The organism is Streptomyces sp. CB01249 (assembly GCF_001905735.1).
GTDB lineage: Bacteria > Actinomycetota > Actinomycetes > Streptomycetales > Streptomycetaceae > Streptomyces.
The window spans coordinates 372365-395881 of sequence record NZ_LISW01000005.1 but is presented as its reverse complement, the minus strand read 5'-3'; the positions used below and the strand labels follow the sequence as shown (position 1 = coordinate 395881).

25 protein-coding genes are annotated in these 23517 nt (G+C 72.5%); 13 read left to right on the top strand and 12 right to left on the bottom strand.

Annotation, left to right across the window (positions count from 1 at the left end; translation table 11 throughout):
- Positions 1-17: 17 nt before the first annotated feature.
- Positions 18-1310, bottom strand: a complete 1293-nt coding sequence (locus tag AMK18_RS24460) for an exo-beta-N-acetylmuramidase NamZ family protein (protein WP_073864505.1) — start codon at positions 1308-1310, stop codon at positions 18-20.
- 201 nt (positions 1311-1511) lie between these two features.
- Between AMK18_RS24460 and AMK18_RS24455 the strand changes: the two genes are divergently transcribed.
- From AMK18_RS24455 to AMK18_RS24445, 3 genes are read left to right on the top strand one after another with little or no spacing between them, the layout of a single operon-like run.
- Positions 1512-2276, top strand: a complete 765-nt coding sequence (locus tag AMK18_RS24455) for an SDR family oxidoreductase (RefSeq protein ID WP_026171592.1) — start codon at positions 1512-1514, stop codon at positions 2274-2276.
- Positions 2273-3931 (top strand): class I adenylate-forming enzyme family protein, encoded by a 1659-nt coding sequence (locus tag AMK18_RS24450; RefSeq protein WP_073864504.1) that lies wholly within the window; start codon positions 2273-2275, stop codon positions 3929-3931. Before AMK18_RS24455 ends, AMK18_RS24450 begins: the two co-directional genes overlap by 4 nt.
- 39 nt (positions 3932-3970) lie before the next feature.
- Positions 3971-4564, top strand: coding sequence for a TetR/AcrR family transcriptional regulator (locus AMK18_RS24445; RefSeq protein ID WP_018103668.1), 594 nt, complete (start codon positions 3971-3973; stop codon positions 4562-4564).
- Here the strand turns inward: AMK18_RS24445 and AMK18_RS24440 are convergent.
- The gene (locus tag AMK18_RS24440; RefSeq protein WP_073864503.1) at positions 4554-5447 is read right to left on the bottom strand and encodes a LysR family transcriptional regulator; all 894 of its coding nucleotides are present in this window, start codon (positions 5445-5447) and stop codon (positions 4554-4556) included. The two genes, AMK18_RS24445 and AMK18_RS24440, sit on opposite strands and share 11 nt — an antisense overlap.
- Positions 5448-5521: 74 nt before the next feature.
- Here AMK18_RS24440 and AMK18_RS34945 point away from each other — a divergent pair, with 74 nt between their 5' ends.
- Positions 5522-5686 (top strand): hypothetical protein, encoded by a 165-nt coding sequence (locus AMK18_RS34945; protein WP_018103670.1) that lies wholly within the window; start codon positions 5522-5524, stop codon positions 5684-5686.
- Positions 5687-5690: 4 nt separating this feature from the next.
- Here AMK18_RS34945 and AMK18_RS24435 read toward each other — a convergent pair whose 3' ends face one another.
- Complete coding sequence (locus AMK18_RS24435) at positions 5691-6905, bottom strand: acyl-CoA dehydrogenase family protein (protein ID WP_073864502.1); 1215 nt, start codon at positions 6903-6905, stop codon at positions 5691-5693.
- Between the two features lie 7 nt (positions 6906-6912).
- A complete protein-coding gene (locus tag AMK18_RS24430; protein WP_018103672.1) occupies positions 6913-7935 on the bottom strand; it encodes a phosphotransferase family protein in 1023 nt (340 codons plus the stop codon).
- Between the two features lie 153 nt (positions 7936-8088).
- Here AMK18_RS24430 and AMK18_RS24425 point away from each other — a divergent pair, with 153 nt between their 5' ends.
- Both AMK18_RS24425 and AMK18_RS24420 read left to right on the top strand, forming a co-directional pair.
- Entirely contained in the window at positions 8089-9378 is a 1290-nt protein-coding gene (locus tag AMK18_RS24425) for a glucarate dehydratase family protein (protein WP_073864501.1), read from the top strand.
- A 47-nt stretch (positions 9379-9425) separates the two neighbouring features.
- Positions 9426-10370, top strand: coding sequence for an NADP-dependent oxidoreductase (locus AMK18_RS24420; RefSeq protein WP_073864500.1), 945 nt, complete (start codon positions 9426-9428; stop codon positions 10368-10370).
- Between the two features lie 11 nt (positions 10371-10381).
- On the opposite strand, the gene AMK18_RS24415 is transcribed toward AMK18_RS24420, so the two are convergent.
- Genes AMK18_RS24415 through AMK18_RS24400 form a run of 4 tightly spaced genes read right to left on the bottom strand, consistent with a single transcriptional unit; the run spans position 10382 to position 12584 of the window.
- Positions 10382-10693, bottom strand: coding sequence for a DUF202 domain-containing protein (locus tag AMK18_RS24415; RefSeq protein ID WP_018103675.1), 312 nt, complete (start codon positions 10691-10693; stop codon positions 10382-10384).
- Positions 10690-11085, bottom strand: coding sequence for a YidH family protein (locus AMK18_RS24410; RefSeq protein ID WP_018103676.1), 396 nt, complete (start codon positions 11083-11085; stop codon positions 10690-10692). Before AMK18_RS24410 ends, AMK18_RS24415 begins: the two co-directional genes overlap by 4 nt.
- Positions 11086-11128: 43 nt before the next feature.
- Positions 11129-11647: an NUDIX domain-containing protein gene (locus tag AMK18_RS24405; protein ID WP_073864564.1), complete on the bottom strand. Its 519-nt coding sequence runs from the start codon at positions 11645-11647 to the stop codon at positions 11129-11131.
- Positions 11648-11693: 46 nt separating this feature from the next.
- Complete coding sequence (locus AMK18_RS24400; protein WP_073864499.1) at positions 11694-12584, bottom strand: DMT family transporter; 891 nt, start codon at positions 12582-12584, stop codon at positions 11694-11696.
- 169 nt (positions 12585-12753) lie between these two features.
- Between AMK18_RS24400 and AMK18_RS24395 the strand changes: the two genes are divergently transcribed.
- A complete protein-coding gene (locus AMK18_RS24395; protein ID WP_073864498.1) occupies positions 12754-14409 on the top strand; it encodes an FAD-binding dehydrogenase in 1656 nt (551 codons plus the stop codon).
- Between the two features lie 87 nt (positions 14410-14496).
- Positions 14497-15738, top strand: coding sequence for an FUSC family protein (locus AMK18_RS24390; RefSeq protein WP_026171593.1), 1242 nt, complete (start codon positions 14497-14499; stop codon positions 15736-15738).
- A 223-nt stretch (positions 15739-15961) separates the two neighbouring features.
- Here the strand turns inward: AMK18_RS24390 and AMK18_RS24385 are convergent, their stop codons facing one another.
- The gene (locus AMK18_RS24385) at positions 15962-16402 is read right to left on the bottom strand and encodes an ASCH domain-containing protein (RefSeq protein ID WP_018103681.1); all 441 of its coding nucleotides are present in this window, start codon (positions 16400-16402) and stop codon (positions 15962-15964) included.
- 111 nt (positions 16403-16513) lie between these two features.
- On the opposite strand from AMK18_RS24385, the gene AMK18_RS24380 reads away from it, so the two are divergent.
- Positions 16514-17281, top strand: coding sequence for a molybdopterin-dependent oxidoreductase (locus tag AMK18_RS24380; protein WP_018103682.1), 768 nt, complete (start codon positions 16514-16516; stop codon positions 17279-17281).
- Entirely contained in the window at positions 17223-17906 is a 684-nt protein-coding gene (locus AMK18_RS24375; protein ID WP_198957073.1) for a cytochrome b/b6 domain-containing protein, read from the top strand. Before AMK18_RS24380 ends, AMK18_RS24375 begins: the two co-directional genes overlap by 59 nt.
- On the opposite strand, the gene AMK18_RS24370 is transcribed toward AMK18_RS24375, so the two are convergent.
- Entirely contained in the window at positions 17892-19289 is a 1398-nt protein-coding gene (locus AMK18_RS24370; protein ID WP_073864496.1) for a GntP family permease, read from the bottom strand. The two genes, AMK18_RS24375 and AMK18_RS24370, sit on opposite strands and share 15 nt — an antisense overlap.
- 11 nt (positions 19290-19300) lie before the next feature.
- A complete protein-coding gene (locus tag AMK18_RS24365) occupies positions 19301-19810 on the bottom strand; it encodes a gluconokinase (protein WP_073864495.1) in 510 nt (169 codons plus the stop codon).
- Between the two features lie 142 nt (positions 19811-19952).
- Here AMK18_RS24365 and AMK18_RS24360 point away from each other — a divergent pair, with 142 nt between their 5' ends.
- The 3 genes from AMK18_RS24360 (at position 19953) to AMK18_RS24350 (ending at position 22474) form a co-directional block, all read left to right on the top strand.
- Positions 19953-20654 (top strand): FadR/GntR family transcriptional regulator, encoded by a 702-nt coding sequence (locus AMK18_RS24360; protein ID WP_073864494.1) that lies wholly within the window; start codon positions 19953-19955, stop codon positions 20652-20654.
- A gap of 105 nt (positions 20655-20759) precedes the next feature.
- Complete coding sequence (locus AMK18_RS24355; protein ID WP_073864493.1) at positions 20760-21845, top strand: S-(hydroxymethyl)mycothiol dehydrogenase; 1086 nt, start codon at positions 20760-20762, stop codon at positions 21843-21845.
- Complete coding sequence (locus AMK18_RS24350) at positions 21845-22474, top strand: MBL fold metallo-hydrolase (protein WP_073864492.1); 630 nt, start codon at positions 21845-21847, stop codon at positions 22472-22474. The genes AMK18_RS24355 and AMK18_RS24350 overlap by 1 nt, the downstream gene beginning before the upstream one ends.
- On the opposite strand, the gene AMK18_RS24345 is transcribed toward AMK18_RS24350, so the two are convergent.
- Positions 22471-23409, bottom strand: a complete 939-nt coding sequence (locus AMK18_RS24345; protein WP_073864491.1) for a pseudouridine synthase — start codon at positions 23407-23409, stop codon at positions 22471-22473. The two genes, AMK18_RS24350 and AMK18_RS24345, sit on opposite strands and share 4 nt — an antisense overlap.
- Positions 23410-23517 lie beyond the last annotated feature (108 nt).

Here is a 23517-nt window from a genome sequence, read left to right as displayed (position 1 = left end):
GGCCCGCCCGGCCCACCTCACCGGTACTGCAAGTACCGCTTACGGACGGCCCGGAACTTCGCGAGGTCCGACGCCCACGCGCCGGTGACCTCGTCCAGGTCCGCCCCCGCGTCGATCATCGTCCGCACCCGCGTGTTGCCGGTCAGCTTGTCGATCCAGTTGTCCGACCGCCACGCGAACCCGCTCCACGTCCGCTTCGCGGTGATCAGCAGCGCGATCCCCGTACGCACCGGGTCGAAGACCTCGCGGTCCAGGACGTGCAGCTGCACGCCGCCCACCGTGACGCCCTGGAACTTCGAGAACGTCGGCGCGAAGTACGCCTCGCGGAACGCCACTCCGGGCAGCTCCAGCGCGTTGGCCGCGTCCGCCCACTTGTGGTCGATGCCCTCCGCGCCCAGCAGTTCGAACGGGCGGGTCGTGCCGCGCCCCTCGGAGAGGTTCGTCCCCTCGAAGAGGCACGTGCCGGAGTAGACGAGCGCCGTGTCGGGCGTCGGCATGTTGGGGCTCGGCGGCACCCACGGCAACCCCGACGCGTCGAAGAAGTCGGAGCGCGACCACCCCGTCATCTTCACGATCTCCAGCTCGGCCGGGCGGTCCTTCAGGAACTCCCCGTTGAACAGCAGCGCCAGCTCGGTCACGGTCATCCCGTGCGCCTGCGAGATCTCCCGCCGCCCCACGAACGTGCCGAACGCCGGGTCGAGCACCGGCCCGAGCGCCGCCCGCCCCGACACCGGGTTCGGCCGGTCCAGCACGACGAACTTCTTGCCCGCGAGCGCGGCCGCCTCCATGCAGTCGTACAGCGTCCAGATGTACGTGTAGAAGCGGGCGCCGGCGTCCTGGATGTCGAAGACGATCGTGTCCACGCCGGACGCCGTGAAGACGTCGGCGAGCGCCTGACCGCTCTTCAGATACGTGTCGTAGACCGGAAGACCGGTCGCCGGGTCGTCGTAGCGCCCCTCGGAACCGCCCGCCTGCGCGGTGCCCCGGAAGCCGTGCTCGGGACCGAAGACGGCGGTGAGGTTCACCCGGCCGTCCGGGTGCATCACGTCCACGATGTGCCGGACGTCGGACGTGATCCCGGTCGGGTTGGTGACGACGCCGACGCGCTGCCCCTTCAGCAGGGCGTAGCCGTCGGCCGCCAGCCGGTCGAAGCCGGTACGGACCCGCTGCCCGCCCCCGTGGCCGTTCCCGTGCCCGTGGCCCTTGCCGTGCGACGTACCGGCGGCCGCGGGGCCGGCCGACGCGGCCGTGGCCGCGAGGGCTCCCATCGCACCGCCGGCGCTGAGCAAACCACGCCTGGACAGGCTCATTCGGCTACCTCCAAGATCGCGACGAGTGTCATGGCCACGCACGCTAGCGCGCCGAGCGGCCCGGGGGAACGTGTCGGACGGGGCCGCCGCGCCGGGAGTGGCCGATGAGACGCCGCCACCCCTTCCCGCACGACACCCCTTCCCACACGACATACCGACTGGTTAGTCTGCCGGTGCAGTCGGCTGAGAGGTGCGAGAGCGATGAGTACGGTGCAGGGCGCTGGCGTAGTGGTCACCGGGGCCGGAGGCGGCATCGGAGCCGCCCTCGCCCGCAGATTCGCCGCCGAGGGCGCACGGGTCGTCGTCAACGACCTCGACGCGTCCCGGATCGAGGCGCTCGCCGACGAGATCGGCGCCACCGCCGTCGCCGGGGACGCCTCCCGGATCGTGGAGACGGCCCGGGACGCCCTGGACGGCACCATCGACGTGTACTGCGCCAACGCGGGCCTCGCCTCACCGGGCGACCCGATGGCCGACGAGGAGGTCTGGGCCGCGGCCTGGGACGTCAACGTGATGGCCCACGTCCGGGCGGCCCGCGCGCTGCTCCCGGACTGGCTGGAACGCGGCAGCGGGCGGTTCGTCTCCACCGCCTCCGCCGCCGGGCTGCTCACCATGATCGGCGCCGCCCCGTACAGCGTCACCAAGCACGGCGCGGTCGCCTTCGCGGAGTGGCTGTCGCTGACCTACCGGCACCGGGGCGTGAAGGTCCACGCGATCTGCCCGCAGGGCGTGCGTACGGACATGCTCACCGCCGCCGGATCGGCCGGCGAACTCGTCCTCGCCCCCGGCGCCATCGAGCCCGAGGCCGTCGCGGACGCCCTGTTCGACGCCATGGCCGAGGACCGCTTCCTGGTCCTGCCGCACCCCGAGGTCGGCCGCTACTACGAAGCCAGGGCCGCCGACACCGACCGCTGGATCCGCGGCATGAACCGCCTTCAGCGCACCTGGGAGGAGACCGGAGCATGACCGAGTCCATCTACGCGGCGAAGCCCTGGCTCCCGATGCTCAGCAAGGCCCAGCGGGCCCCCGTCCACCCCGCCGAGACCCTGGTGCACGCCTTCCGCGCGTCCATGGACCGCGCCCCGGACCACCCGGCGCTCGCCTACTTCGACGGCCGCCTCACCTACCGCGAGACCGACGAGCTCTCCGACTCCGTGGCCGGCCACCTCGCCGCCCGGGGCCTGGAGCGCGGCGACCGGGTCGCGATCATGCTCCAGAACTCCCCGCAGTTCGTCCTCGCGCTCCTCGGCGCCTGGAAGGCCGGCGCCACCGTCGTCCCGCTCAACCCGATGTACAAGTCCGCCGAGGTCGGCCACGTACTCAAGGACGCCCAGGTCACCGCCCTGATCTGCTCCGACCGGGCCTGGGAGGCGTATCTCCGGGACACCGCCGCGGCCGCGCCCGGCGTCCGGATCGCGCTCACCGCCTGCGAGCTGGACCTCCAGACGCAGAACGACGAGCGGGTCCTCAACTTCGAGCGGCTGCCCGTCGCCGGGGACGCCGACGATCTGGTCGCCGTCGCCCGCCAGGGCCTCGCCGCACCCGCCGGACGGGAGCTCACCGCTGCCGACACCGCGCTGATCAGCTACACCTCCGGGACCAGCGGCACCCCCAAGGGCGCCCTGAACTCCCACGGCAACATCATGGTCAACGCCGAACGCCAGCGGACCGGCCACCCCGTCCCCGAGGGCGCCGCCTACTTCGCGCTCGCCCCGCTCTTCCACATCACCGGCATGGTCTGCCAGCTGGCCGCCTGCCTCACCAACGCGGGCACCCTCGTCCTCGCCTACCGCTTCCACCCCGGGGTCGTCCTCGACGCCTTCGCCGAGCACCGCCCCGCGTACACCGTCGGGCCCTCCACCGCCTTCATGGCGCTGGCCGCGACCCCCGGCGTGACGCCCGGGCACTTCGCGTCCTTCCAGGTCATCTCCTCCGGCGGCGCGCCGCTGCCGCCCGCGCTCGTGGAGCAGTTCCGGGCGGGCCTCGGCCCGTACATACGCAACGGCTACGGCCTCACCGAGTGCACCGCCCCCTGCGCCTCCGTGCCCCCGGAGCGCGAGGCGCCCGTCGACCCGGTCTCCGGCACCCTCTCGGTCGGCGTGCCCGGGCCGGACACGGTCGTCCGCATCCTGGACGAGAACGGCGCCGAGGTGCCCTTCGGGGAGCAGGGCGAGATCGCGGTGCGCGGCCCGCAGGTCGTCTCCGGCTACTGGGGACTGCCCGAGGCCACCGCGGCCGCCTTCCCCGACGGCGAGCTGCGCACCGGCGACATCGGCTTCATGGACCGCGAGGGCTGGCTCTACGTGGTCGACCGCAAGAAGGACATGATCAACGCCTCCGGCTTCAAGGTGTGGCCCCGCGAGGTGGAGGACGTCCTCTACACGCACCCGGCCGTCCGCGAGGCCGCCGTCGTGGGCGTGCCCGACGCCTACCGGGGCGAGACCGTCCGGGCCTACGTCAGCCTGCGTCCGGGCGCGACCGTGGAGCCGGACGAGCTGGGCGCGTACTGCAAGGAACGGCTCGCCGCCTACAAGTACCCGCGCGAGGTCGAGATCCTGGCCGAGCTGCCCAAGACGGCAAGTGGGAAGATCCTCAGGCGGGAACTGCGTTCAGCCCGCTAGCACAGACATACGCGTACGCACGGAAGGAAGGCGGCGGCTATGGCCAAGGAGACGGACGGGAGCGGCACCCCCGTCCCGCAGCGACTGCTGGCCGCCGCCACCCGGCTCTTCGCCGAGCAGGGCTACGACCGCACCTCGGTGCAGGAGATCGTGGAGGCGGCCGGCGTCACCAAGGGGGCGCTCTACCACTACTTCGGCTCCAAGGAGGACCTGCTCCAGGAGGTGTACGCCCGGGTGCTGCGCCTCCAGCAGGAGCGGCTCGACGCCTTCGCGAACGCCGAGGCGCCCATCGAGCAGCGGCTGCGCGACGCGGCGGCCGACGTCGTCGTCACCACCATCGAGAACCTGGACGACGCCTCGATCTTCTTCCGCTCCATGCACCACCTGAGCCCGGAGAAGAACAAGCAGGTACGGGGCGAGCGGCGGCGCTACCACGAGCGCTTCCGCGCCCTGGTCGAGGAGGGCCAGCGCAGCGGGGTCTTCTCCACCGCCACCCCGGCGGACCTCATCGTGGACTACCACTTCGGCTCGGTCCACCACCTGTCGACCTGGTACCGCCCGGACGGCCCCCTCACCCCGCAGGAGGTCGCCGACCACCTGGCCGACCTGCTGCTCCGGGCGCTCAGACCGTAACGGGGACGCGCTCCTCGCCGCACAGCTGCCCGAGCAGCGCCTCCGCCGCCGGGTTGCGCGGCCGGGGCGCCCGGCCCACCAGCAGCACGGTCCGCCCCGGCTCCGGCTGCCGGATGGCCACACACGGCAGCCCCGCGTCCTCGCCGATCCGGCGCGGCACGATCGCCACCCCGATGCCCGCCCGGACGAGGTCGACCAGCAGCCGGATCTGCGTGACGTCACAGGTGATCCTGCGCTCCAGACCGCAGTGCGCGGCCAGCCTGCGCACCGCCGTCTCCAGGCCCGTGCCCGCCCGGAAGTCCACGAACGGCTCGTCGGCGAGATCCTTGATCAGGGTGCGCCCCGCCTTCGCCAGCGGGTGCCCGGGCGCGGTGATCAGCACCAGGTCCTCGTGCCAGGTGGCGAACGCGGCGATGCCCTCCGGCAGCTCCGCGGTGTCCGGCGCCAGATAGGCCAGGTCCAGCTCCCCGGCGCGCACCGCCGCCACCAGCTCCGGTGTCGTCGCCTCGCGCAGCGAGATCTGCACCCCGGGCCACAGCCGGTGGAACGCGGCCAGCTCGGCGGCCAGGTCGACGCAGGTCAGCGTCTGGATCGTGCCGACCCGGACCCGCCCGCCGGCCAGCCCCGATACGGCCGCCACCGCGTCCCGGGCGGCGTCCGTCCCGGCGAGCACCGTCCGCGCGGCGGGGAGCAGCGCCCGGCCGGCCTCGGTGAGGACGACCCGGCGGCCGGTGCGGTCGAAGAGTTCGGCGCCCAGCTCCCGTTCCAGGTTGCGCACGGACGTGCTCAGCGCCGACTGCACGATCAGCTCGGCGCGGGCGGCGGCGGTGAAGCTGCCGTGCGTGATCACCGCCATGAAGTGGCGGAGCTGGCGAATCTCCATGCATCTACATTATCGATGGGTACCAGCGAATCCATCTGTTGGACCGCCTCCCGGACCGGGGTCAAGCTGGATTCATGGCGCACATCCAGAGCACCACCCGCATCCCCGCCCTGTGGACCGTGGCCTACGGCCGCCGCCGCTCCCTCCCGGTCAGGCTGCTGGCCCGCACCCTGCTGCGGGTACGGGCCTTCGCCCGCGAACTGGCCCTGGCCGACCACGTACCGTACGGGGGTTATTGAAGCCCTACAGGTACTTCTTGATCTCCCGCCGGGCCAGCGAGCGCTGGTGCACCTCGTCCGGGCCATCCGCGAGGCGCAGCGTGCGGGCCGAGGCCCACAGCTCGGCGAGCGGGAAGTCCTGGCTCACCCCGCCCGCGCCGTGCAGCTGCACCGCCTGGTCGAGGATGGCGACCACCGCGCGCGGGGTGGCGATCTTGATGGACTGGATCTCCGTGTGCGCGCCCCGGTTGCCGACGGTGTCCATCAGCCAGGCCGTCTTCAGCACCAGCAGCCGCAGCTGCTCGACGGTGACCCGGGCGTCCGCGATCCAGTTCTGCACGACACCCTGCTGGGCGAGCGGCTTGCCGAAGGCCGTACGGGAGACCGCGCGCCGGCACATCAGCTCGATGGCCCGCTCCGCCATGCCAATGAGCCGCATGCAGTGGTGGATGCGCCCCGGACCCAGCCGGGCCTGGGCGATGGCGAAGCCGCCGCCCTCCTCGCCGATCAGGTTCGACGCCGGAACGCGCACGTCCTCGAAGACGACCTCCGCGTGGCCGCCGTGCCAGTGGTCCTCGTAGCCGTACACCTGCATGGCGCGCTTCACCGTCAGGCCGGGGGTGTCCCGGGGCACCAGGATCTGCGACTGCTGGCGGCGGATGTCCGCACCGTCCGGGTCCGTCTTGCCCATCACGATGAAGATCTCGCAGTCCGGGTTCATCGCCCCGGAGATGTACCACTTGCGGCCGTTGATGACGTAGTCACCGCCGTCACGGGTGATCCGGGTCTCGATGTTGGTCGCGTCCGAGGAGGCGACCTCCGGCTCCGTCATCGCGAAGGCCGACCGGATCTCCCCGGCCAGCAGCGGTTCCAGCCACCGCTTCTTCTGCTCGTCCGTGCCGAACTCGGCCAGCACCTCCATGTTCCCGGTGTCCGGCGCCGCGCAGTTCGTCGCGGTGGGCGCCAGACGCGGCGAGCGGCCCGTGATCTCCGCCAGCGGCGCGTACTGGAGGTTGCTCAGCCCCGCCCCGTGCTCCGTGCCCGGCAGGAAGAGGTTCCACAGGCCCTGCCTGCGGGCCTCCGCCTTCAGCTCCTCCACGATGCGCGGGGTCTGCCACGGCGAATCCAGCTCCGCGCGCTGCTCGTCCGCGATCCGCTCGGCCGGGTGGACGTGCTCGTCCATGAAGGCGAGGAGCCGGGTGCGCAGCTCCTCGGTACGGGCGTCGAATGCGAAGTCCATGGGGGGTTCAGCCTTCCTGGAGGGTGGTGAGGCCGTGCTCGATGAAGACGGGGACGAGATCGCCGATGCGGTCGAAGCCGCCGCCGACCGTCTGGCCCAGCGTGTAGCGGTAGTGGATGCCCTCCAGGATCACGGCGAGCTTGAACCAGGCGAACGCCGTGTACCAGGAGATGGCGGAGGTGTCGCGGCCGGAGCGGGCCGCGTAGCGCTCGATCAGCTCGGCCGGGGACGGGTGGCCGGGCGCGCCGCTGGTCGTGGAGACCGGCGACTCCGGCAGCCCCAGGTCGGAGCTGTACATGACGAGCAGCCCGAGGTCGGTGAGCGGGTCGCCGAGCGTCGACATCTCCCAGTCGAGGACGGCCTTGATCTCGTCGTCGGCGCCGATCAGCGCGTTGTCCAGGCGGTAGTCGCCGTGCACCACGGTGGGCGCGGGGGAGACGGGCAGCGCGCGGCCGAGCGCCGCGTGCAGCTCCTCGATGCCGGGCAGCTCGCGGTTGCGGGAGGCGGCCAGCTGCTTGCCCCAGCGGCGCAGCTGGCGGTCCAGGAAGCCCTCGGGCCGCCCGAAGTCGCCGAGACCGACCGCCTCGGGGTCGACGGCGTGCAGCTCGACCAGCGTGTCGACCAGGGCCAGGACCGCCGCCCGGGTGCGCTCCGGGCCGAGCGGGGCCAGCTGCTCCGCCGTGCGGTACGGGGTGCCCTCCACGTACTCCATGACGTAGAACGGCGCGCCGATGACCGCGTCGTCCTCGCAGAGCAGCAGCGGTTCGGGGACCGGGACCGCCGTCGGGTGCAGGGCGCTGATCACCCGGTGCTCGCGCTTCATGTCGTGCGCGGTGGCCAGGACGTGCCCCAGCGGCGGCCTGCGGACGACCCAGCGGCCGGTTCCGTCGGTGACCAGGTACGTCAGATTCGACCGGCCGCCCTCCACGACGCGGGCGTCGAGCGGTCCGCTCACCAGTCCCGGGCGCTCGCGGTCCAGGTGTCCGCGCAGCCGGTCGAGATCGAGACCTGGCGGATGGACGTGGCTCATCGTGCGTACCTCCGGGGTGGGCGAACGGTCGCTCTCATGATGCCGACCAGTCGGTATGTCGTCCAGTGCGTCCCCGGAACCGGATGCGGAGTCTCCGGTCCCGGTACCGCCCCGCCCCTGGCGCTCGATCGCATCCCTGAATAGAGTTCACGTATGGATACCGCGCTGCTCATCGAGGAAGTCCGGCTGACCCCGATCCTCATCGCCGACCCACCCCTGCTCAACACCCAGGGCGTCCACCAGCCGTACACGCCCCGGCTCGTCGTGGAGGTCGTCACCCGTGGCGGGGTCACCGGGATCGGGGAGACCTACGGCGACGGCAAGTATCTGGAGCTCGCGAGGCCCCTGGCCGCCGCATTGCCCGGACGGCCGGTCAGCGATGTGAACGGGCTGTTCGCCCTGGCCGACGAGGTGTGCGGCGATTCACGGGCGGCCGACGAGCGGGTCGACGCGGGCGGGCTGCGCGGCGTCCAGACCGCGGACAAGCTGCGGCTCTCCGTGGTCTCCGGCTTCGAGGTGGCCTGCCTGGACGCGCTCGGCAAGGCCACCGGGCTCCCGGTGCACGCCCTGCTCGGCGGCAAGGTCCGGGACCGGGTCGAGTACAGCGCGTACCTCTTCTACCGCTGGGCGGAGCACCCGGACGGCGGGGAGCGCGACGACTGGGGCGCGGCGCTCGACCCGGCCGGGGTCGTCGCCCAGGCCCGCCGGTTCGCCCAGGACCACGGCTTCTCCTCCTTCAAGCTCAAGGGGGGCGTGTTCCCGCCCGACGAGGAGATCGCCGCCGTCCGCGCGCTCGCCGAGGCGTTCCCCGGGCAGCCGCTGCGCCTGGACCCCAACGGCGCCTGGTCCGTGGAGACCTCGCTGTACGTCGCCGAGCAGCTGAAGGACGTCCTCGAATACCTGGAGGACCCGGCGAGCGGCACGGACGCGATGGCCACCGTCTCGGCGGGCACGGACGTGCCGCTGGCCACCAACATGTGCGTCACGACGCTCGCCGAGGTCCCCGAGGCGTTCGCCCGGGACGCCGTCCAGGTCGTCCTGTCCGACCACCACTACTGGGGCGGGCTGCACCGCACCCGCGAACTCGCCGCGATCTGCCGCCTGCACGGCGTCGGGCTCTCCATGCACTCCAACACCCACCTGGGGATCAGCCTCGCCGCGATGACGCACGTCGCGGCCACCGTCCCCAACCTGGACTACGCCTGCGACAGCCACTACCCCTGGCAGACCGAGGACGTCATCACCGCCCGCCACGTCTTCGAGGACGGACGCCTCACCGTCTCCGACGCCCCCGGGCTCGGCGTCGAACTCGACCGGGACCGGCTCGCCGCGCTGCACCGCCGCTGGCTGGACGACGACGGCGCGATGCGCGAGCGCGACGATGCCGCCGCGATGCGCAAGGCCGAGCCGGACTGGCGCACCCCCTCGATCCCCCGCTGGTGACACCCGGCTGAGTTGCGGGCGCCCCGGCCCGCCGCGAGGGTCGGAGCATGAAGGCGATCAGCTACAGCAGGTTCGGCGACGAGGACGTCCTCCAGTACGGCGAGCGGCCCGACCCGAAGGTGGGCCCCGACACCGTCCTGGTCAAGGTCCGGGCCGCCGCCGTGAACCCCGTCGACCGGGCGACCCGGGAGGGCAAGCTCGACTCCCTCCTGGACACGGTCTTCCCGGTGATCCCCGGCTGGGACGTCTCCGGGGTCGTCGTCCAGCCCGGCGTCGCCGTGGACGAGTTCGCGGTGGGCGACGAGGTCATCGGCTATGTGCGCGAGGACTTCCTGAGCCGGGGGACCTTCGCCGAGTACGTAGCGGCGCCCGTGCGCACCCTCGCGCGCAAACCGCTGCGCCTGAGCTTCGAGGAGGCGGCGGGCCTGCCTCTGGCCGGGCTCACCGCCTACCAGGTGCTCCACCGCACCCTGCGCGTCCAGGAGGGCGACACCGTCCTCGTCCACGCGGCGGCGGGCGGCGTCGGCTCACTCGCCGTCCAGCTCGCCCGGCACGCCGGATGCCGCGTCATCGGCACCGCCAGTGAACGCAACCACGACCACCTGCGCACGCTCGGCGCGGAGCCCGTGGCCTACGGGGACGGGCTGGCGGACCGGCTGCGGGCCCTGGCGCCCGACGGCATCGACGCCGCCTTCGACACGGTGGGCGGGGACGCCCTGCGCGCCTCCGCCGACACCCTGGCCCCGGACGGGCGCCTCGCCTCCATCGTGGACCCCGAGGTCTTCTCGTACGGCGGCCGGTACGCGTTCGTCCGGCCCGACGCCGCCGACCTGGCGCACCTCGCGGAACTGGCCGAGCAGGGCATCGTCACGGTCCACGTCGACCGGGTCTTCCCGCTGGCCGAGACGGCGGCCGCCCAGCGGCTCAACGCGGAGGGCCGGACCCGGGGCAAGATCGTCGTCACCGTGGACTGGGACGCGCCCGAGGGCTGAGCGGGGCGCCCTCAGAACAGCATCGCCGCCGCGAACACCGCCAGCGCCACCGTGCACGCGGCGGCCGTGAGCGCGCTCGCCGCCTCCATCGGCCGCGGCCGGGCGCCGCCCATGGACTGCACCCGGCGGTTCGCGACCCACAGGAACCCCAGCCAGGCCAGGGCGCTGAGGGACAGCGCGATGACCCCCGTGTCCGTCGCCCCGCCGTGCAGCGTCTGCCGCACGGCCAGCACCGCGGCCACCGTGCACGACAGGGTCGTACGCCGCCACGCGAGCCGGGTCCGCTCCGGCTGGAGCCCCGGGTCGCGTTCCTCCGCGGTCACCGGCCCTCCCAGCCGAAGAGGACCACCACCACCATCGCCACCGCCACCACGGCGACCGCGATGCTCAGCAGCGTCGGGAACCGCGAGACGGGCAGGTCCTCGCCGCGCCGCATCGCCCGCTCGCACCGCACCCAGTGGTTGACCGCCCGCAGCGCGCACAGCACACCCGCCGCGAGCAGCGCGAGCGCCAGCCCCGTGCGCACCGCCCGGGACAGCTCCGGCAGGAACTGGTCGACCGCGAAGCCCCCGCCGATCAGGGCCAGCGCCGTCCGGATCCAGGCGAGGAAGGTCCGCTCGTTGGCGAGCGAGAAGCGGTAGTCCGGGGTCTCGCCCTCGGAACGGACGCGCTCCGGCGCGAACCACAGCCGCAGGCTCTGTACGAATTCGTTCACGGGTGGACCTTATCCGCCGCTTTTCCGATCGCTTCCGACCGGCTCAGGTGGCTTCCCGGAACGCCCGCAGCCGCCGGTAGCAGTCCAGCCCGTCCGGCACCCACAGCCAGTCGCCGATCCGCCGCTCCAGCTCCGCGTCATCCAGGAAGGTGTGCCAGGCGACCTCCTCCACCTGCGGGTTCACCGGCAGCTCGCACCTGACCTGGTAGACCGCCGACCACCAGGTGTGGTGGCCGCCCTCGTCCTCGTACAAAAACGTGAACAGCGGTTCCGGGCGCGGGAGCCCCGAGACGCCCAGCTCCTCCTCGGCCTCCCTGAGCGCGGCCTCGTCGTAGCTCTCGCCCGCGCCGACCACCCCGCCGACGAACATGTCGTAGTGCGAGGGGAACACCAGCTTGGTCGCGGTCCTGCGGTGCACGAAGATCCGGCCCTCGGCGTCCCGCGCCTCGATGAAGACGCACCGGTGGCGCAGCCCCCGGGCGGTCGCCTCGCCGCGCGGGGCCTGCCCCACCACCACGTCGTTCTCGTCGACGATGTCCAGGATCTCGTCAGAAGGGTTCATGCGGCCATCCAACAGCAGGCCCGCCGGGCCCGGCACCGCCCCGCGCTCAGTGCTGCTGGAGGCTGTGCGTACCGCGCCGCACCGGGCCCTCCGGCATCGCCGGATGCAGCCCCAGCAGCACGATGCCCGTCACGATGGCCGCCAGCCCCGCGGCCTGCCAGGCCAGCGCGCCCGCGTCCGTCCGCACCTGGTCGCCCAGGAACCCGATCCCGCAGGCGATCCCGGCCAGCGGCTGGGCGGCCGTCAGCGCGGGCAGCGACATCCGCAGCGGCCCCGTCTCGAAGGCGCTCTGCACCAGCAGCAGGCCCGTCACCCCGAGCACGAGCACCACGTACGGCTGCCAGGACATCAGCAGCCCCGACCAGCCGCCCTCCGAGAAGCGCTCGCCGCTCACCCGGGTCAGCGCGTCCTGCAAGCCGTAGAGCAGCCCGGCCGCCACCGCGAGCAGCGCCGGGGACGACCGCGACCTGCGGCGCTTGGCGACCGCGGTCAGCACCAGGGCGAGCCCGGCCACCACCCCGACGACCAGCCAGTGCCGCAGCGGGCTCGACACCGCCTCGCCGCCCTTCGGCTCGCCGGCCACCAGGAACGCGGCGACCCCGAGGGCCAGCAGCCAGAGCCCGGCCCAGCCCTGGCGGCCGAGGCGCTGGCCGGTGCGGTGCCGGGACAGGGCCATCGCGAAGAGCAGGTTCGTCGCCAGCAGCGGCTCCACCACGGAGACCTCGCCCTTGCCGAGCGCCAGCGCCCCCAGCACCATGCCGCACACCATGAGCCCGATGCCCGCCAGCCAGCTGCGCACCTTCATCAGGTCGAGCAGCAGCCGGAACGTCAGATAGTCGCGCTTGGGCGCGTGCGCGGCGGCGGCCTGCTGGAACACGAAGCCGAAGCCCAGGCAGCAGGCGGCCGTCACGGCGAGCACGAGGACCAGCACCGACACGCTTGTCCACCCCACGTCAGGCCGGAGGAGGGTGATGTGTTCCGACGATAACCGCCCGCCCCGGCCGGTGCGGCGACGGCGCGGCCGACCGGGCGGTTGACGCGGGGACGGGTGGTGCCCAAGATCTGACGCACGAGTAACTTCGCGAGCCCCGACAAGGATGGAAACCATGGCGTACGACGCTGATGTGATCGTGATTGGGGCGGGGCTCGCCGGGCTCGTGGCCACCGCGGAGCTGGTGGACGCGGGGCGCTCGGTCCTCGTGCTCGACCAGGAGCCCGAGCAGTCGCTCGGCGGCCAGGCGCACTGGTCCTTCGGCGGCCTCTTCCTCGTGGACTCGCCCGAACAGCGCCGGATGCGCATCAAGGACAGCCACGAGCTGGCCCTTCAGGACTGGCTGGGCACGGCCGGTTTCGACCGCGAGGAGGACCACTGGCCGCGCAAGTGGGCCGAGGCGTACGTCGACTTCGCGGCCGGTGAGAAGCGCTCCTGGCTGCACGCCCAGGGCATGCGGTTCTTCCCCGTCGTCGGCTGGGCGGAGCGCGGCGGCTACGACGCGAACGGCCACGGCAACTCCGTCCCCCGCTTCCACATCACCTGGGGCACCGGCCCCGGCGTCGTCGCCCCCTTCGAGCGCCGGGTCCGCGAGGGCGTCGCCAAGGGCCTGGTCACCTTCCGCTTCCGCCACCGGGTCACCGGCCTCGCCCGCACCGGGGGCGCCGTCGACACCGTGACCGGCGAGATACTGGAGCCGAGCGCCGCGCCGCGCGGGACCGCGAGCAGCCGGGAGACCGCGGGCTCCTTCGAGCTCAGGGCCCAGGCGGTGATCGTCACCTCCGGCGGCATCGGCGGCAACCACGACCTCGTACGCGCCCAGTGGCCCGAACGGCTCGGCACCCCACCGGCCAAGCTGCTCTCCGGCGTCCCCGCGCACGTCGACGGGCTGATGCTCGGGGTCGCCGAGAAGGCGGGCGCCCACCACATCAACCGGGACCGGATGTGGCACTACACCGAGGGCATCGAGAACTGGAACCCCATCTGGGACAAGCACGCCATCCGCATCCTGCCCGGCCCGTCCTCGCTCTGGCTGGACGCCACCGGCAAGCGGCTGCCCGTCCCGCTCTTCCCCGGCTTCGACACGCTGGGCACCCTCGAACACATCATGCGCACCGGCCACGACTACACCTGGTTCGTGCTCGACCAGAAGATCATCGGCAAGGAGTTCGCGCTCTCCGGCTCCGAACAGAACCCCGACCTGACCGGCAAGTCCGTCCGCGGCGTGATCGGCCGCGCCCGCGCCGACGTCCCGGCCCCCGTGAAGGCGTTCATGGACAACGGGGCGGACTTCGTCGTGGAGCAAGACCTCGGCGCCCTCGTACGCGGCATGAACGCGCTCACCGGGGACGGCCTCATCGACGAGGACGCGCTGCGCCGCGAGATCACCGCCCGCGACCGGGAGATCGCCAACCCCTTCACCAAGGACCTCCAGATCACCGCGATCCGGGGCGCCCGCAGCTATATCGGCGACAAGCTGATCCGCACGGCGGCGCCCCACCGCATCCTCGACCCGAAGGCCGGGCCGCTCATCGCCGTACGGCTGAACATCCTGACCCGCAAGTCGCTCGGCGGCCTCCAGACCGACCTGTCCTCGCGCGTCCTGACCGGGGACGGCACCCCGCTGCCCGGGGTGTACGCGGCGGGGGAGGCGGCCGGCTTCGGCGGCGGCGGGGTGCACGGCTACCGCTCGCTGGAGGGCACGTTCCTGGGCGGCTGCATCTTCTCCGGCCGCGCGGCGGGCCGGGCGGCGGCGCAGGCGGTCGGCTGAGGGCTCTGCCGCCCCGGGCGCGTCCGTCCGGTGGGGTTCCGGGGGCGGAACCGTGGGGAGACGGTCCTATCCGGGCATGGGAAGAAGATGCCAGGAGTAGCCGAACCCGTCATCAACCTCGTCCGGCGCACCACGGAGCCCGTGGCGGCGCAGACCCTGCGCTCCACGGGCGCGGCGGTCATCGCCTTTGCCGTGGCGACCGCGACGCTGTCCGAGCCCGCGCCCCTGACCGCACCGCTGACCGCCCTGCTCGTCGTCCAGGTCACCCTCTACGCCACCGTCAACATGTCGGTCAAGCGTGTGGTGGCCGTCGTCGTCGGTGTCCTCATCGCGAGCGGCTTCAGCGCCCTGGTCGGCCTGTCCTGGTGGAGCCTGGGGCTGACCATCTTCACGGCGCTGATCATCGGCAGACTGGTCCGGGTCGACGAGTTCGTCCCCGAGGTGGCGATCAGCGCCATGCTGGTCCTCGGCGTCACCTCGCAGTCCGCGCGCTCCAGCATGGCGTGGGAGCGGGTGTACGAGACGCTGATCGGCGCCGGTGTGGGCCTGCTGTTCAACCTGCTGTTCGCGCCGCCCGTCTGGGTGCAGACCGCGGGCGCCTCCATCGACGGACTGGCCCGCGAGATGGGGCAGATGTTCCGCGACCTGGGCAGCGACCTCGCCCGCCCGGTCACCGTCCCGGAGGCCGCCGAGCGGCTGCACCGGGCCCGGCGGCTCGACCACGACATCGTGGAGGTGGACGCCTCCCTGCGGCAGGCCGAGGAAAGCCTCATGTACAACCCGAGGGTGCGGCAGGGGCTGCTGCACCGGGTGGTGCTGCGGACCGGTCTGGACACGCTGGAGATCTGCGCCGTCGTCGTCCGGGTGCTGTCCAGGACCCTGACCGACCTCGCCAAGGACCGGGGCGACGCACCCCAGTTCCCTCCCGAGGTCGCCGCCCACATGACGGAGCTGTTCGAGCAGATGGCGGGGGCCATCGAGAGCTTCTCGCTGCTCATCACGACCCCGGTCGCCGCCAGCGCCGAGGAGGCCGAGGACCGGCTCACCGACGCGCTCGACACCAGCCGCAGGACCCGCGACCTGGTGGCGGACATGCTGCTGGCCGCCGTCCAGGAGCACCCCCGGAAGTGGCAGCTGCACGGGGCGCTGCTCGCCGAGGTGGACCGCATCCTGGACGAGCTCGACATCGAGAAGCGCGCCGAGCGCCTGGGCCAGGAGCTCGACCGCCGCTCGGCCGTGCTGCACGAACGCCATCCCCGGATGCTCGCCTTCCGCCGCCGCCTGGGCCTGGTGAAGGGCGGGGGCCGGGAGAAGGAGACGGAGGCCTAGGGCCTGTCGTCAAATTCCCGTCTGCCGTTCGACGCCATGCACGCACTCTCGCCGCACCGGCCCCAGACCCCAGTACATCCAGTACAGGGGTCTGGGGCCGGCACGCCGAGGAGTGGGGTCTCCCCTGTTCGAGCGGAGCCGAGAACTCGGGGATGCACCTGACGCCGCCCGGCCCGCCCTCCGGGCGGACGACGGGAATTTGACGACAGGCCCTAGGGCTCGCTCAGCCTTCCGCGTCCGGCTCGATGCGCTCGACCACCCGGAACCGCTCGGCGACGATCATCGTCCCGTCGTCCACCGTGAACTCCGGGTCGCCGAGCGCGTCCCGCATCTCCTCGCTGTGCCAGAACCGCTCGTGCCCCGCCCGCCACTCGGCGACCGACGCATAGCCCTCGCCCTCGTCCAGCGCGTGCTGGAGGTCCACGTCCGCCAGCGGCAGCACCCGTACCTCGGTCACTTCGAGTACGGCGATCTCCCGGCCGTCCGAGTCGATGAGGGCGGACCGCTCGCCGACCGGCGGCAGCTCCTCCTGCTCGATCTCGTACTCCACGAGCAGTCCGGAGGTCGACACCTTCCGCCCGTCCAGAACCGCGGCGACCAACTGGTCGCGCAGCGGCCCGGGGAAGGCGAGCAGGAAGGGCTTGAGCGCTTCACGGTTCGGCATGGCGCCAGTCTGGCACCCGGCCCCGGACCGGCGCGCGGCAGAATCTGACAGGACGGTGACGGCCCGCCGCCGCCCCTGGCGTCCGGGCGCCCCGGGTGCTCGAATCGTCGGGTGAACAGTTCCCCACCCGACGACGGCCCGGAGGACGACGGCCCACCCGGCGACGGCCCGGACGGCGTCGGCGCCCCCGTCGGCCGCCGCCTCGTCCTGGCCATGCTGGGCCTCGGCGCCGCCGGACTCGTCGCCGCGCCCGTGCTGCAACGGACCCTGGAATCGGGCCTCGGCGCGGTCGCGGGCAAGGACCCCACGGGGCTCACCGGGCTGCTGCCCAACGGCGGCGGCTTCCGCTACTACTCCGTGGCCTCCTCCGTACCGGCCAAGGGCGCCGCGGACTACCGGCTCAAGGTCGACGGGCTGGTCGACCGCCCGGCCACGTACACGCTGGACGCCCTGCGCGGCATGGAGCAGACCCGGACGGTCCGGGACGTCCAGTGCGTCACCGGCTGGCGGGTGCCGCAGACCCCCTTCGAGGGCGTGCGGCTCTCCGCCCTGCTCGACGCCGCCGGGGTGCGGTCCGGGGCGAAGGCCGTCCGCTTCACCTGCTTCGACGGGACCTACAGCGAGAGCCTGACCCTCGCCCAGGCCCGCCGGGCCGACGTGCTCGTGGCGCTGCGGATGAACGACGCGCCGGTGTCCCACGCGCACGGCGGGCCGGTGCGGCTCTACGTGGCCCCGATGTACTTCTACAAGTCGGCGAAATGGCTCTCCGGGATCACCGTCACGGACTCCGTACGCCCCGGTTACTGGGAGAAGCTCGGTTATGACGTCGACGCCTGGGTCGGCCGGTCCAACGGCCGCGAGGACGCCCCCACCGTCTGAACCGGCGGGCCGGGTCCACCGGTTCGCCCGCCCGGTGCGCCTGGTGCACCGGGCCACCGCCGCGCTGATGCTGCTGTGCGTGGCCTCGGCCGCCTGCCTGTACGTGCCGCAGCTCGCCGAACTCGTCGGGCGCCGCCACCTCGTGGTGACCGTGCACGAGTGGTCCGGGCTGCTCATCCCCGTACCGCTGCTCGCGGGTCTCGCGGCGCGGTCGCTGCGGGCGGACCTGCGGCGGCTCAACCGGTTCGGGCCGCACGACCGGACCTGGCTGCGGGCGGTCCTGCGGCGCGACCGGCGGCCCGGCGCGCGCCCGGCCGGGAAGTTCAACGCCGGGCAGAAGCTCTACGCGGCGTGGATCGCCGGAGCGGTGCTCGTCATGGCGGGCACCGGGCTCCTGATGTGGTTCACCGGATTCGCCCCGCTGGTCTGGCGCACCTCCGCGACCTTCGTCCACGACTGGCTGGCCCTCGCGGCGGGCCTGGTGCTGGCCGGGCACATCGCCAAGGCATACGCCGACCCGGAGGCACGCCGCGGCATGCGCTCCGGGTCGGTGGGCCGGGCGTGGGCCCGCCGCGAGCACCCGCTGTGGGCACCCGGGGCGGAGGACCGGCTAGAGGATCAGTGACAGCAGCAGGATGAAGACCAGCGAGACCACGGAGATGATCGTCTCCATCACCGACCAGGTCTTCACCGTCTGGCCCACGTCCATGCCGAAGTACTCCTTCACCAGCCAGAAACCGGCGTCGTTGACATGGCTGAAGAAGAGCGAGCCCGCGCCGACGGCGAGGACCAGCAGGGCCGCGTGCGAGGTCGACATGTCGGCCGCGAGCGGGGCGACCAGACCGGCCGCCGAGATCGTCGCCACGGTCGCCGAGCCGGTCGCCAGCCGGATCGCGACCGCGATCAGCCAGCCGAGCAGCAGCGCGGGGATCGACCAGTCCTCGGAGAAGTCCAGGATCATCTGGCCCACGCCCGCGTCGATCAGCGTCTGCTTGAAGCCGCCGCCCGCGCCCACGATGAGCAGCACACCGGCGATCGGGGCGAGGGACTTCTCCACGGTGGTGGAGAGCCGCGCCTTGGTGAAACCGGCCGCCCGGCCCAGCGTGAACATGCCCACGATCACGGCCGCGAGCAGCGCGATCAGCGGCGAGCCGATCACATCGGTGACCTTCTGGAGCCCCTGCTCGGGGTCGTCCACCACGATGTCCACGAGCGCCTTGATCAGCATCAGCACGACGGGCAGCAGGATGGTGGCGAGGGTGGCGCCGAAGCCGGGGCGGCGCTCCAGGTCCTCGGAGGGGCGCTGCGGGATCATCTTCTCCGGCGCCTTGATGTCCACCCAGCGGGCGGCGTAACGCGAGAAGACCGGTCCGGCCAGGATCACCGTCGGGATCGCGACGACCACGCCGAGGGCCAGCGTGACACCGAGGTTGGCGTCCAGCGCGTCGATCGCGACGAGCGGGCCGGGGTGCGGCGGGATGAGGCCGTGCATCACGGAGAGGCCGGCCAGGGCCGGGATGCCGATGCGCATCAGGGAGTAGTTGCCGCGCTTGGCGACGAGCAGCACGACCGGGATCAGCAGGACGATCCCGACCTCGAAGAACAGCGGCAGGCCGATGATCGAGGCGATGAGGACCATCGCCCACGGCATGGCCCGCTTGCTCGTCCGCGCCAGGATCGTGTCCACGATCTGGTCGGCGCCGCCGGAGTCCGCGAGCAGCTTGCCCAGGATCGCGCCGAGCGCGATCAGGACGCCGACGCCCGCGACGGTGGAACCGAGGCCCGCGGTGAAGCTGGCTATCGTCTTCGCGGGCGCGGCACCGGCGAAGGAGCCGAGCGCCAGCGAGCCGATGGTGAGCGCGAGGAACGCGTGCATCTTGAACTTGGTGATGAGCAGGACGATGACGGCGATGCCCGCCAGGACGGCGATGCCCAACTGCGCGTTGCCGGCCGAGGTGATCGGTTCGACGGCGTCCGCTGCCAGCGTCTCGACGCTGAGACTGGTCACGGTGGTGGTCCTTAGCTGTCGAGCCGGCGCAACGCGGCGACGGCTCGCTGGGTGATTTCTTCGGGGGAGCCGGAGACGTCCACGGAGACGCCGGCCTCGTCGTCCTCCAGCGGCTGGAGGGTGGCGAACTGGGAGTCGAGGAGCGCGGTCGGCATGAAGTGGCCCTTGCGGCCCGCCATCCGCTCCTCGATCAGGGACCGGTCACCGGTCAGGTGGAGGAAGACCGCGCCCGGGGCCTCGGCACGCAGCCGGTCCCGGTAGGCGCGCTTGAGCGCGGAGCTGCTGACGACCCCGCCGAGCCCCGCCCGGCCGTGCGCCCACTGTCCGATCGCGTCGAGCCAGGGCCACCGGTCCGCGTCGTCCAGCGGGGTGCCGGCCGACATCTTGGCGATGTTCGCCGGGGGATGGAAGTCGTCGCCCTCGGCGTACGGAACGCCCAGTGCGTCGGCGAGCAGGGGGCCGATCGTGGTCTTGCCGGTCCCTGCCACGCCCATCACCACGACGACGTGGGGGGTGCTCATAGCGGTGCCTCGCTGTCTCTGCGATGTCTTCCTCGACATCGGTCCGTCGCGCCACTGAAACCTATACGTACGACTTATTCAAGAGGGTGTGACGTAAACGTCGTACTTAATGACGCTGGAGGTCGCCCCGTACCCTGGATCCATGACCACACCTGCCCAGGGGCTCCACACGCATGTCCTGGACACCCTGGGCCTGGAGATCGCCGCCGGGGAGCACCCGCCCGGCCAGGTGCTGCGCACCGACGAGCTGGCCCAGCGCTTCGACGTCTCGCGCACGGTGGTCCGCGAGGTGATCCGGGTCCTGGAGTCCATGCACCTGGTCGAGTCCCGCCGCCGCGTCGGCGTGACCGTACGGCCGACCGAGGCGTGGAACGTGTACGACCCCCAGGTCATCCGGTGGCGGCTGGCGGGCGCCGACCGCCCGCGCCAGCTGCGCTCCCTCACCGTCCTGCGGTCCGCGATCGAGCCGGTCGCCGCCTCGCTCGCCGCCCGCCACGCCACCCCGGAGCAGTGCGCCGAGCTCACCGAGCGCGCCCTCGGCATGGTCGCCACCTCGCGCGGCCAGCAGCTGGAGGGCTACCTCGAACACGACATCGCGTTCCACCGCATCGTCCTCAACGCCTCCGGCAACGAGATGTTCGCGCGCCTGGGCGACGTGGTCGCCGAGGTCCTGGCGGGCCGTACGCACCACCAGGTGATGTTCGAGGACCCCGACCCGGCGGCGGTCACCCTCCACGTACGCCTCGCCGAGGCCGTACGCGCGGGCGACGCCGACGAGGCCGAGCGGCTGACGAAGGAGATCGCCGTCGGCGCCCTCCACGAGCTGGACGTCCTCGCGCCCTGAGTCCGGCGGACACTCCGCACGGCGTACCGTGGCCCGTGATCGATCCCGGCCGAAAACCGGGAGCACCGGTCTCAGTGAAGAGTCGGGAAAAGGGAGTCCACGGGAATGCCGCAGCACGTACAAGGGGTCATCGCGCCGGGGAAGAACGAACCGGTCCGCGTCGAGACGATCGTCATTCCGGACCCCGGCCCCGGTGAGGCCGTGGTCAAGATCCAGGCGTGCGGCGTCTGCCACACCGACCTGCACTACAAGCAGGGCGGCATCAACGACGAGTTCCCCTTCCTCCTCGGCCACGAGGCCGCAGGCGTCGTGGAGTCCGTCGGCGAGGGCGTCACCGACGTCGCGCCCGGCGACTTCGTGATCCTCAACTGGCGTGCGGTGTGCGGCCAGTGCCGCGCCTGTCTGCGCGGACGCCCCTGGTACTGCTTCGACACGCACAACGCGAAGCAGAAGATGACCCTCCTCGACGGCACCGAGCTGTCCCCGGCCCTGGGCATCGGCGCCTTCGCCGAGAAGACCCTCGTCGCCTCCGGCCAGTGCACCAAGGTGGACCCGGCGGTCGCCCCCGAGGTGGCCGGGCTCCTCGGCTGCGGTGTCATGGCGGGCATCGGCGCCGCCATCAACACCGGCCAGGTCGGCCGCGGCGACTCGGTCGCCGTCATCGGCTGCGGCGGCGTCGGCGACGCGGCCGTCGCGGGTGCCCGGCTGGCCGGAGCGGCGAAGATCATCGCCGTGGACATCGACGACCGCAAGCTGGAGACGGCGAAGTCGATGGGTGCCACGCACACCGTCAACTCCCGCTCCACCGACCCCGTCGAGGCCATCCGCGAGCTGACCGGCGGCAACGGCGCCGACGTCGTCATCGAGGCCGTCGGCCGCCCGGAGACGTACAAGCAGGCGTTCTACGCCCGCGACCTCGCCGGCACCGTCGTCCTCGTCGGCGTCCCCACGCCCGAGATGCAGCTCGAACTCCCGCTGCTCGACGTCTTCGGCCGCGGCGGCTCGCTCAAGTCCTCCTGGTACGGGGACTGCCTGCCGTCCCGCGACTTCCCGATGCTGATCGACCTCCATCAGCAGGGGCGGCTCGACCTCGCCGCGTTCGTCACGGAGACCATCGGCCTCGGTGACATCGAGCAGGCGTTCGGCCGGATGCACGACGGCGACGTCCTGCGCTCGGTGGTGGTGTTCTGATGACCGCCCGCATCGACCACCTCGTCACCTCCGGCACCTTCGCCCTCGACGGCGGCGAGTGGGACGTCGACAACAACGTCTGGATCGTCGGCGACGACTCCGAGGCCGTCGTCATCGACGCCGCCCACGACGCGGCCGCGATCGAGGAAGCCCTCGGCGGCCGCACGCTGCGCGCCATCATCTGCACTCACGCGCACAACGACCACATCGACGCGGCCCCCGCGCTCGCCGACGCCACCGGCGCGCCGATCCTGCTGCACCCGGACGACCTGCCGCTGTGGAAGCAGACCCACCCGGACCGGGCCCCCGACGGCGAACTGACCGACGGCCAGGAGATCACCGTCGCCGGGACCACGCTGACCGTCCTGCACACCCCGGGCCACGCCCCCGGCGCGGTCTGCCTGTACGCCCCCGGGCTGGCCACGGTCTTCACCGGTGACACGCTCTTCCAGGGCGGCCCCGGCGCCACGGGCCGCTCTTTCTCCTCCTTCCCGGTGATCGTGGACTCGATCAAGGACCGCCTGCTGGCCCTGGACCCGGCGACCGAGGTGCGCACCGGCCACGGCGACTCCACGACGATCGGCGCGGAGGCCCCGCACCTGGACGAGTGGATCGCCAGGGGCCACTAGCCCTCTTCCGGCCACGCGGAGAGCCGCAGCTCGCTCTCGAAGCGGCGCGGCTCTCCCGTGACCGGGTCGGTGAACTCCAGCACCCGGGCGAGCAGTTGCAGCGGGCGCGAGAAGTCGCCGGGCGCCGGGTCCGGCTCGGTCACCGGGTACACCGGATCGTCGACCAGCGGCAGGCCCAGGCTGTTCATGTGCACCCGCAGCTGGTGCGTGCGCCCGGTCGCGGGCAGCAGCCGGTACCGGCCGAGCCCGTCCCGGTGTTCCAGCAGCTCGATCCGGCTCGCGCTGTTCGGCTCGCCCGGCTCCTCGCGCGCGGCGAGCACCCCGCGCTCCTTCACGATGCGGCTGCGCACGGTACGCGGCAGCGCGAGCGAGGGATCGTACGGGGCCACCGCCTCGTACTCCTTGCGCACCAGCCGGTCCCGGAACAGCGTCTGGTACGCCCCGCGCTCCCCGGGCCGCACCACGAACAGCACCAGCCCCGCCGTCAGCCGGTCCAGCCGGTGCGCGGGCTGCAACTCCGGCAGATCCAGCTCACGGCGGAGCCGGGCCACCGCCGTCTCCGTGATGTGCCGGCCCCGCGGCATCGTCGCCAGGAAGTGCGGCTTGTCCGCGACGACCAGATGCGCGTCGCGGTACACCACGCCGACCGGGAACGGCACGGGCACCTCCGGCGCGAAGTCCCGGTGGAACCAGAGGTAGAGCCCCGCCGTGTACGCCTCGTCGCCGGTGACCGGGCCCTCCGCGGAGACGAACCGCCCGCGCGCGAGGAGCGCCACCACCCGCTCCGCGCCGATCGCCCCGGCGAACCGGTCGAGGAGATGATCCCCGACTGTCGCCCACCGCCCGTCCGGGTCGGCGGGAAGCCGCACCCGTACCGGATCGACACCGTCACGCTGGGGAAGCGGCGCCGACGGCGGCTTAGCCCGGCCCCTCACCGGGGGCCGCCGCCCGACACCGTAAATCTGATGGTTCTCATGGTGCCGGGCATCCTTTCACGGAGCCGGGGGCTTCTAGACGCGGATTCCCTGGTGCTTGGCCTGGTG

What these genes read in the sequence shown, in the direction of transcription:
- AMK18_RS24425 (WP_073864501.1), top strand. Translation starts at nt 8,089, where the DNA reads ATGGATACCGCGCTGCTCATCGAGGAAGTCCGGCTGACCCCGATCCTC.
- AMK18_RS24355 (WP_073864493.1), top strand. Translation starts at nt 20,760, where the DNA reads ATGCCGCAGCACGTACAAGGGGTCATCGCGCCGGGGAAGAACGAACCG.
- AMK18_RS24435 (WP_073864502.1), bottom strand. Translation starts at nt 6,905, where the DNA reads ATGGACTTCGCATTCGACGCCCGTACCGAGGAGCTGCGCACCCGGCTC.
- AMK18_RS24460 (WP_073864505.1), bottom strand. Translation starts at nt 1,310, where the DNA reads ATGAGCCTGTCCAGGCGTGGTTTGCTCAGCGCCGGCGGTGCGATGGGA.
- AMK18_RS24385 (WP_018103681.1), bottom strand. Translation starts at nt 16,402, where the DNA reads ATGCCGAACCGTGAAGCGCTCAAGCCCTTCCTGCTCGCCTTCCCCGGG.
- AMK18_RS24440 (WP_073864503.1), bottom strand. Translation starts at nt 5,447, where the DNA reads ATGGAGATTCGCCAGCTCCGCCACTTCATGGCGGTGATCACGCACGGC.
- AMK18_RS24365 (WP_073864495.1), bottom strand. Translation starts at nt 19,810, where the DNA reads ATGAGCACCCCCCACGTCGTCGTGGTGATGGGCGTGGCAGGGACCGGC.
- AMK18_RS24395 (WP_073864498.1), top strand. Translation starts at nt 12,754, where the DNA reads ATGGCGTACGACGCTGATGTGATCGTGATTGGGGCGGGGCTCGCCGGG.
- AMK18_RS24430 (WP_018103672.1), bottom strand. Translation starts at nt 7,935, where the DNA reads ATGAGCCACGTCCATCCGCCAGGTCTCGATCTCGACCGGCTGCGCGGA.
- AMK18_RS24375 (WP_198957073.1), top strand. Translation starts at nt 17,223, where the DNA reads ATGACGTCGACGCCTGGGTCGGCCGGTCCAACGGCCGCGAGGACGCCC.
- AMK18_RS24450 (WP_073864504.1), top strand. Translation starts at nt 2,273, where the DNA reads ATGACCGAGTCCATCTACGCGGCGAAGCCCTGGCTCCCGATGCTCAGC.
- AMK18_RS24360 (WP_073864494.1), top strand. Translation starts at nt 19,953, where the DNA reads ATGACCACACCTGCCCAGGGGCTCCACACGCATGTCCTGGACACCCTG.
- AMK18_RS24455 (WP_026171592.1), top strand. Translation starts at nt 1,512, where the DNA reads ATGAGTACGGTGCAGGGCGCTGGCGTAGTGGTCACCGGGGCCGGAGGC.
- AMK18_RS34945 (WP_018103670.1), top strand. Translation starts at nt 5,522, where the DNA reads ATGGCGCACATCCAGAGCACCACCCGCATCCCCGCCCTGTGGACCGTG.
- AMK18_RS24350 (WP_073864492.1), top strand. Translation starts at nt 21,845, where the DNA reads ATGACCGCCCGCATCGACCACCTCGTCACCTCCGGCACCTTCGCCCTC.
- AMK18_RS24405 (WP_073864564.1), bottom strand. Translation starts at nt 11,647, where the DNA reads ATGAACCCTTCTGACGAGATCCTGGACATCGTCGACGAGAACGACGTG.
- AMK18_RS24390 (WP_026171593.1), top strand. Translation starts at nt 14,497, where the DNA reads ATGCCAGGAGTAGCCGAACCCGTCATCAACCTCGTCCGGCGCACCACG.
- AMK18_RS24445 (WP_018103668.1), top strand. Translation starts at nt 3,971, where the DNA reads ATGGCCAAGGAGACGGACGGGAGCGGCACCCCCGTCCCGCAGCGACTG.
- AMK18_RS24420 (WP_073864500.1), top strand. Translation starts at nt 9,426, where the DNA reads ATGAAGGCGATCAGCTACAGCAGGTTCGGCGACGAGGACGTCCTCCAG.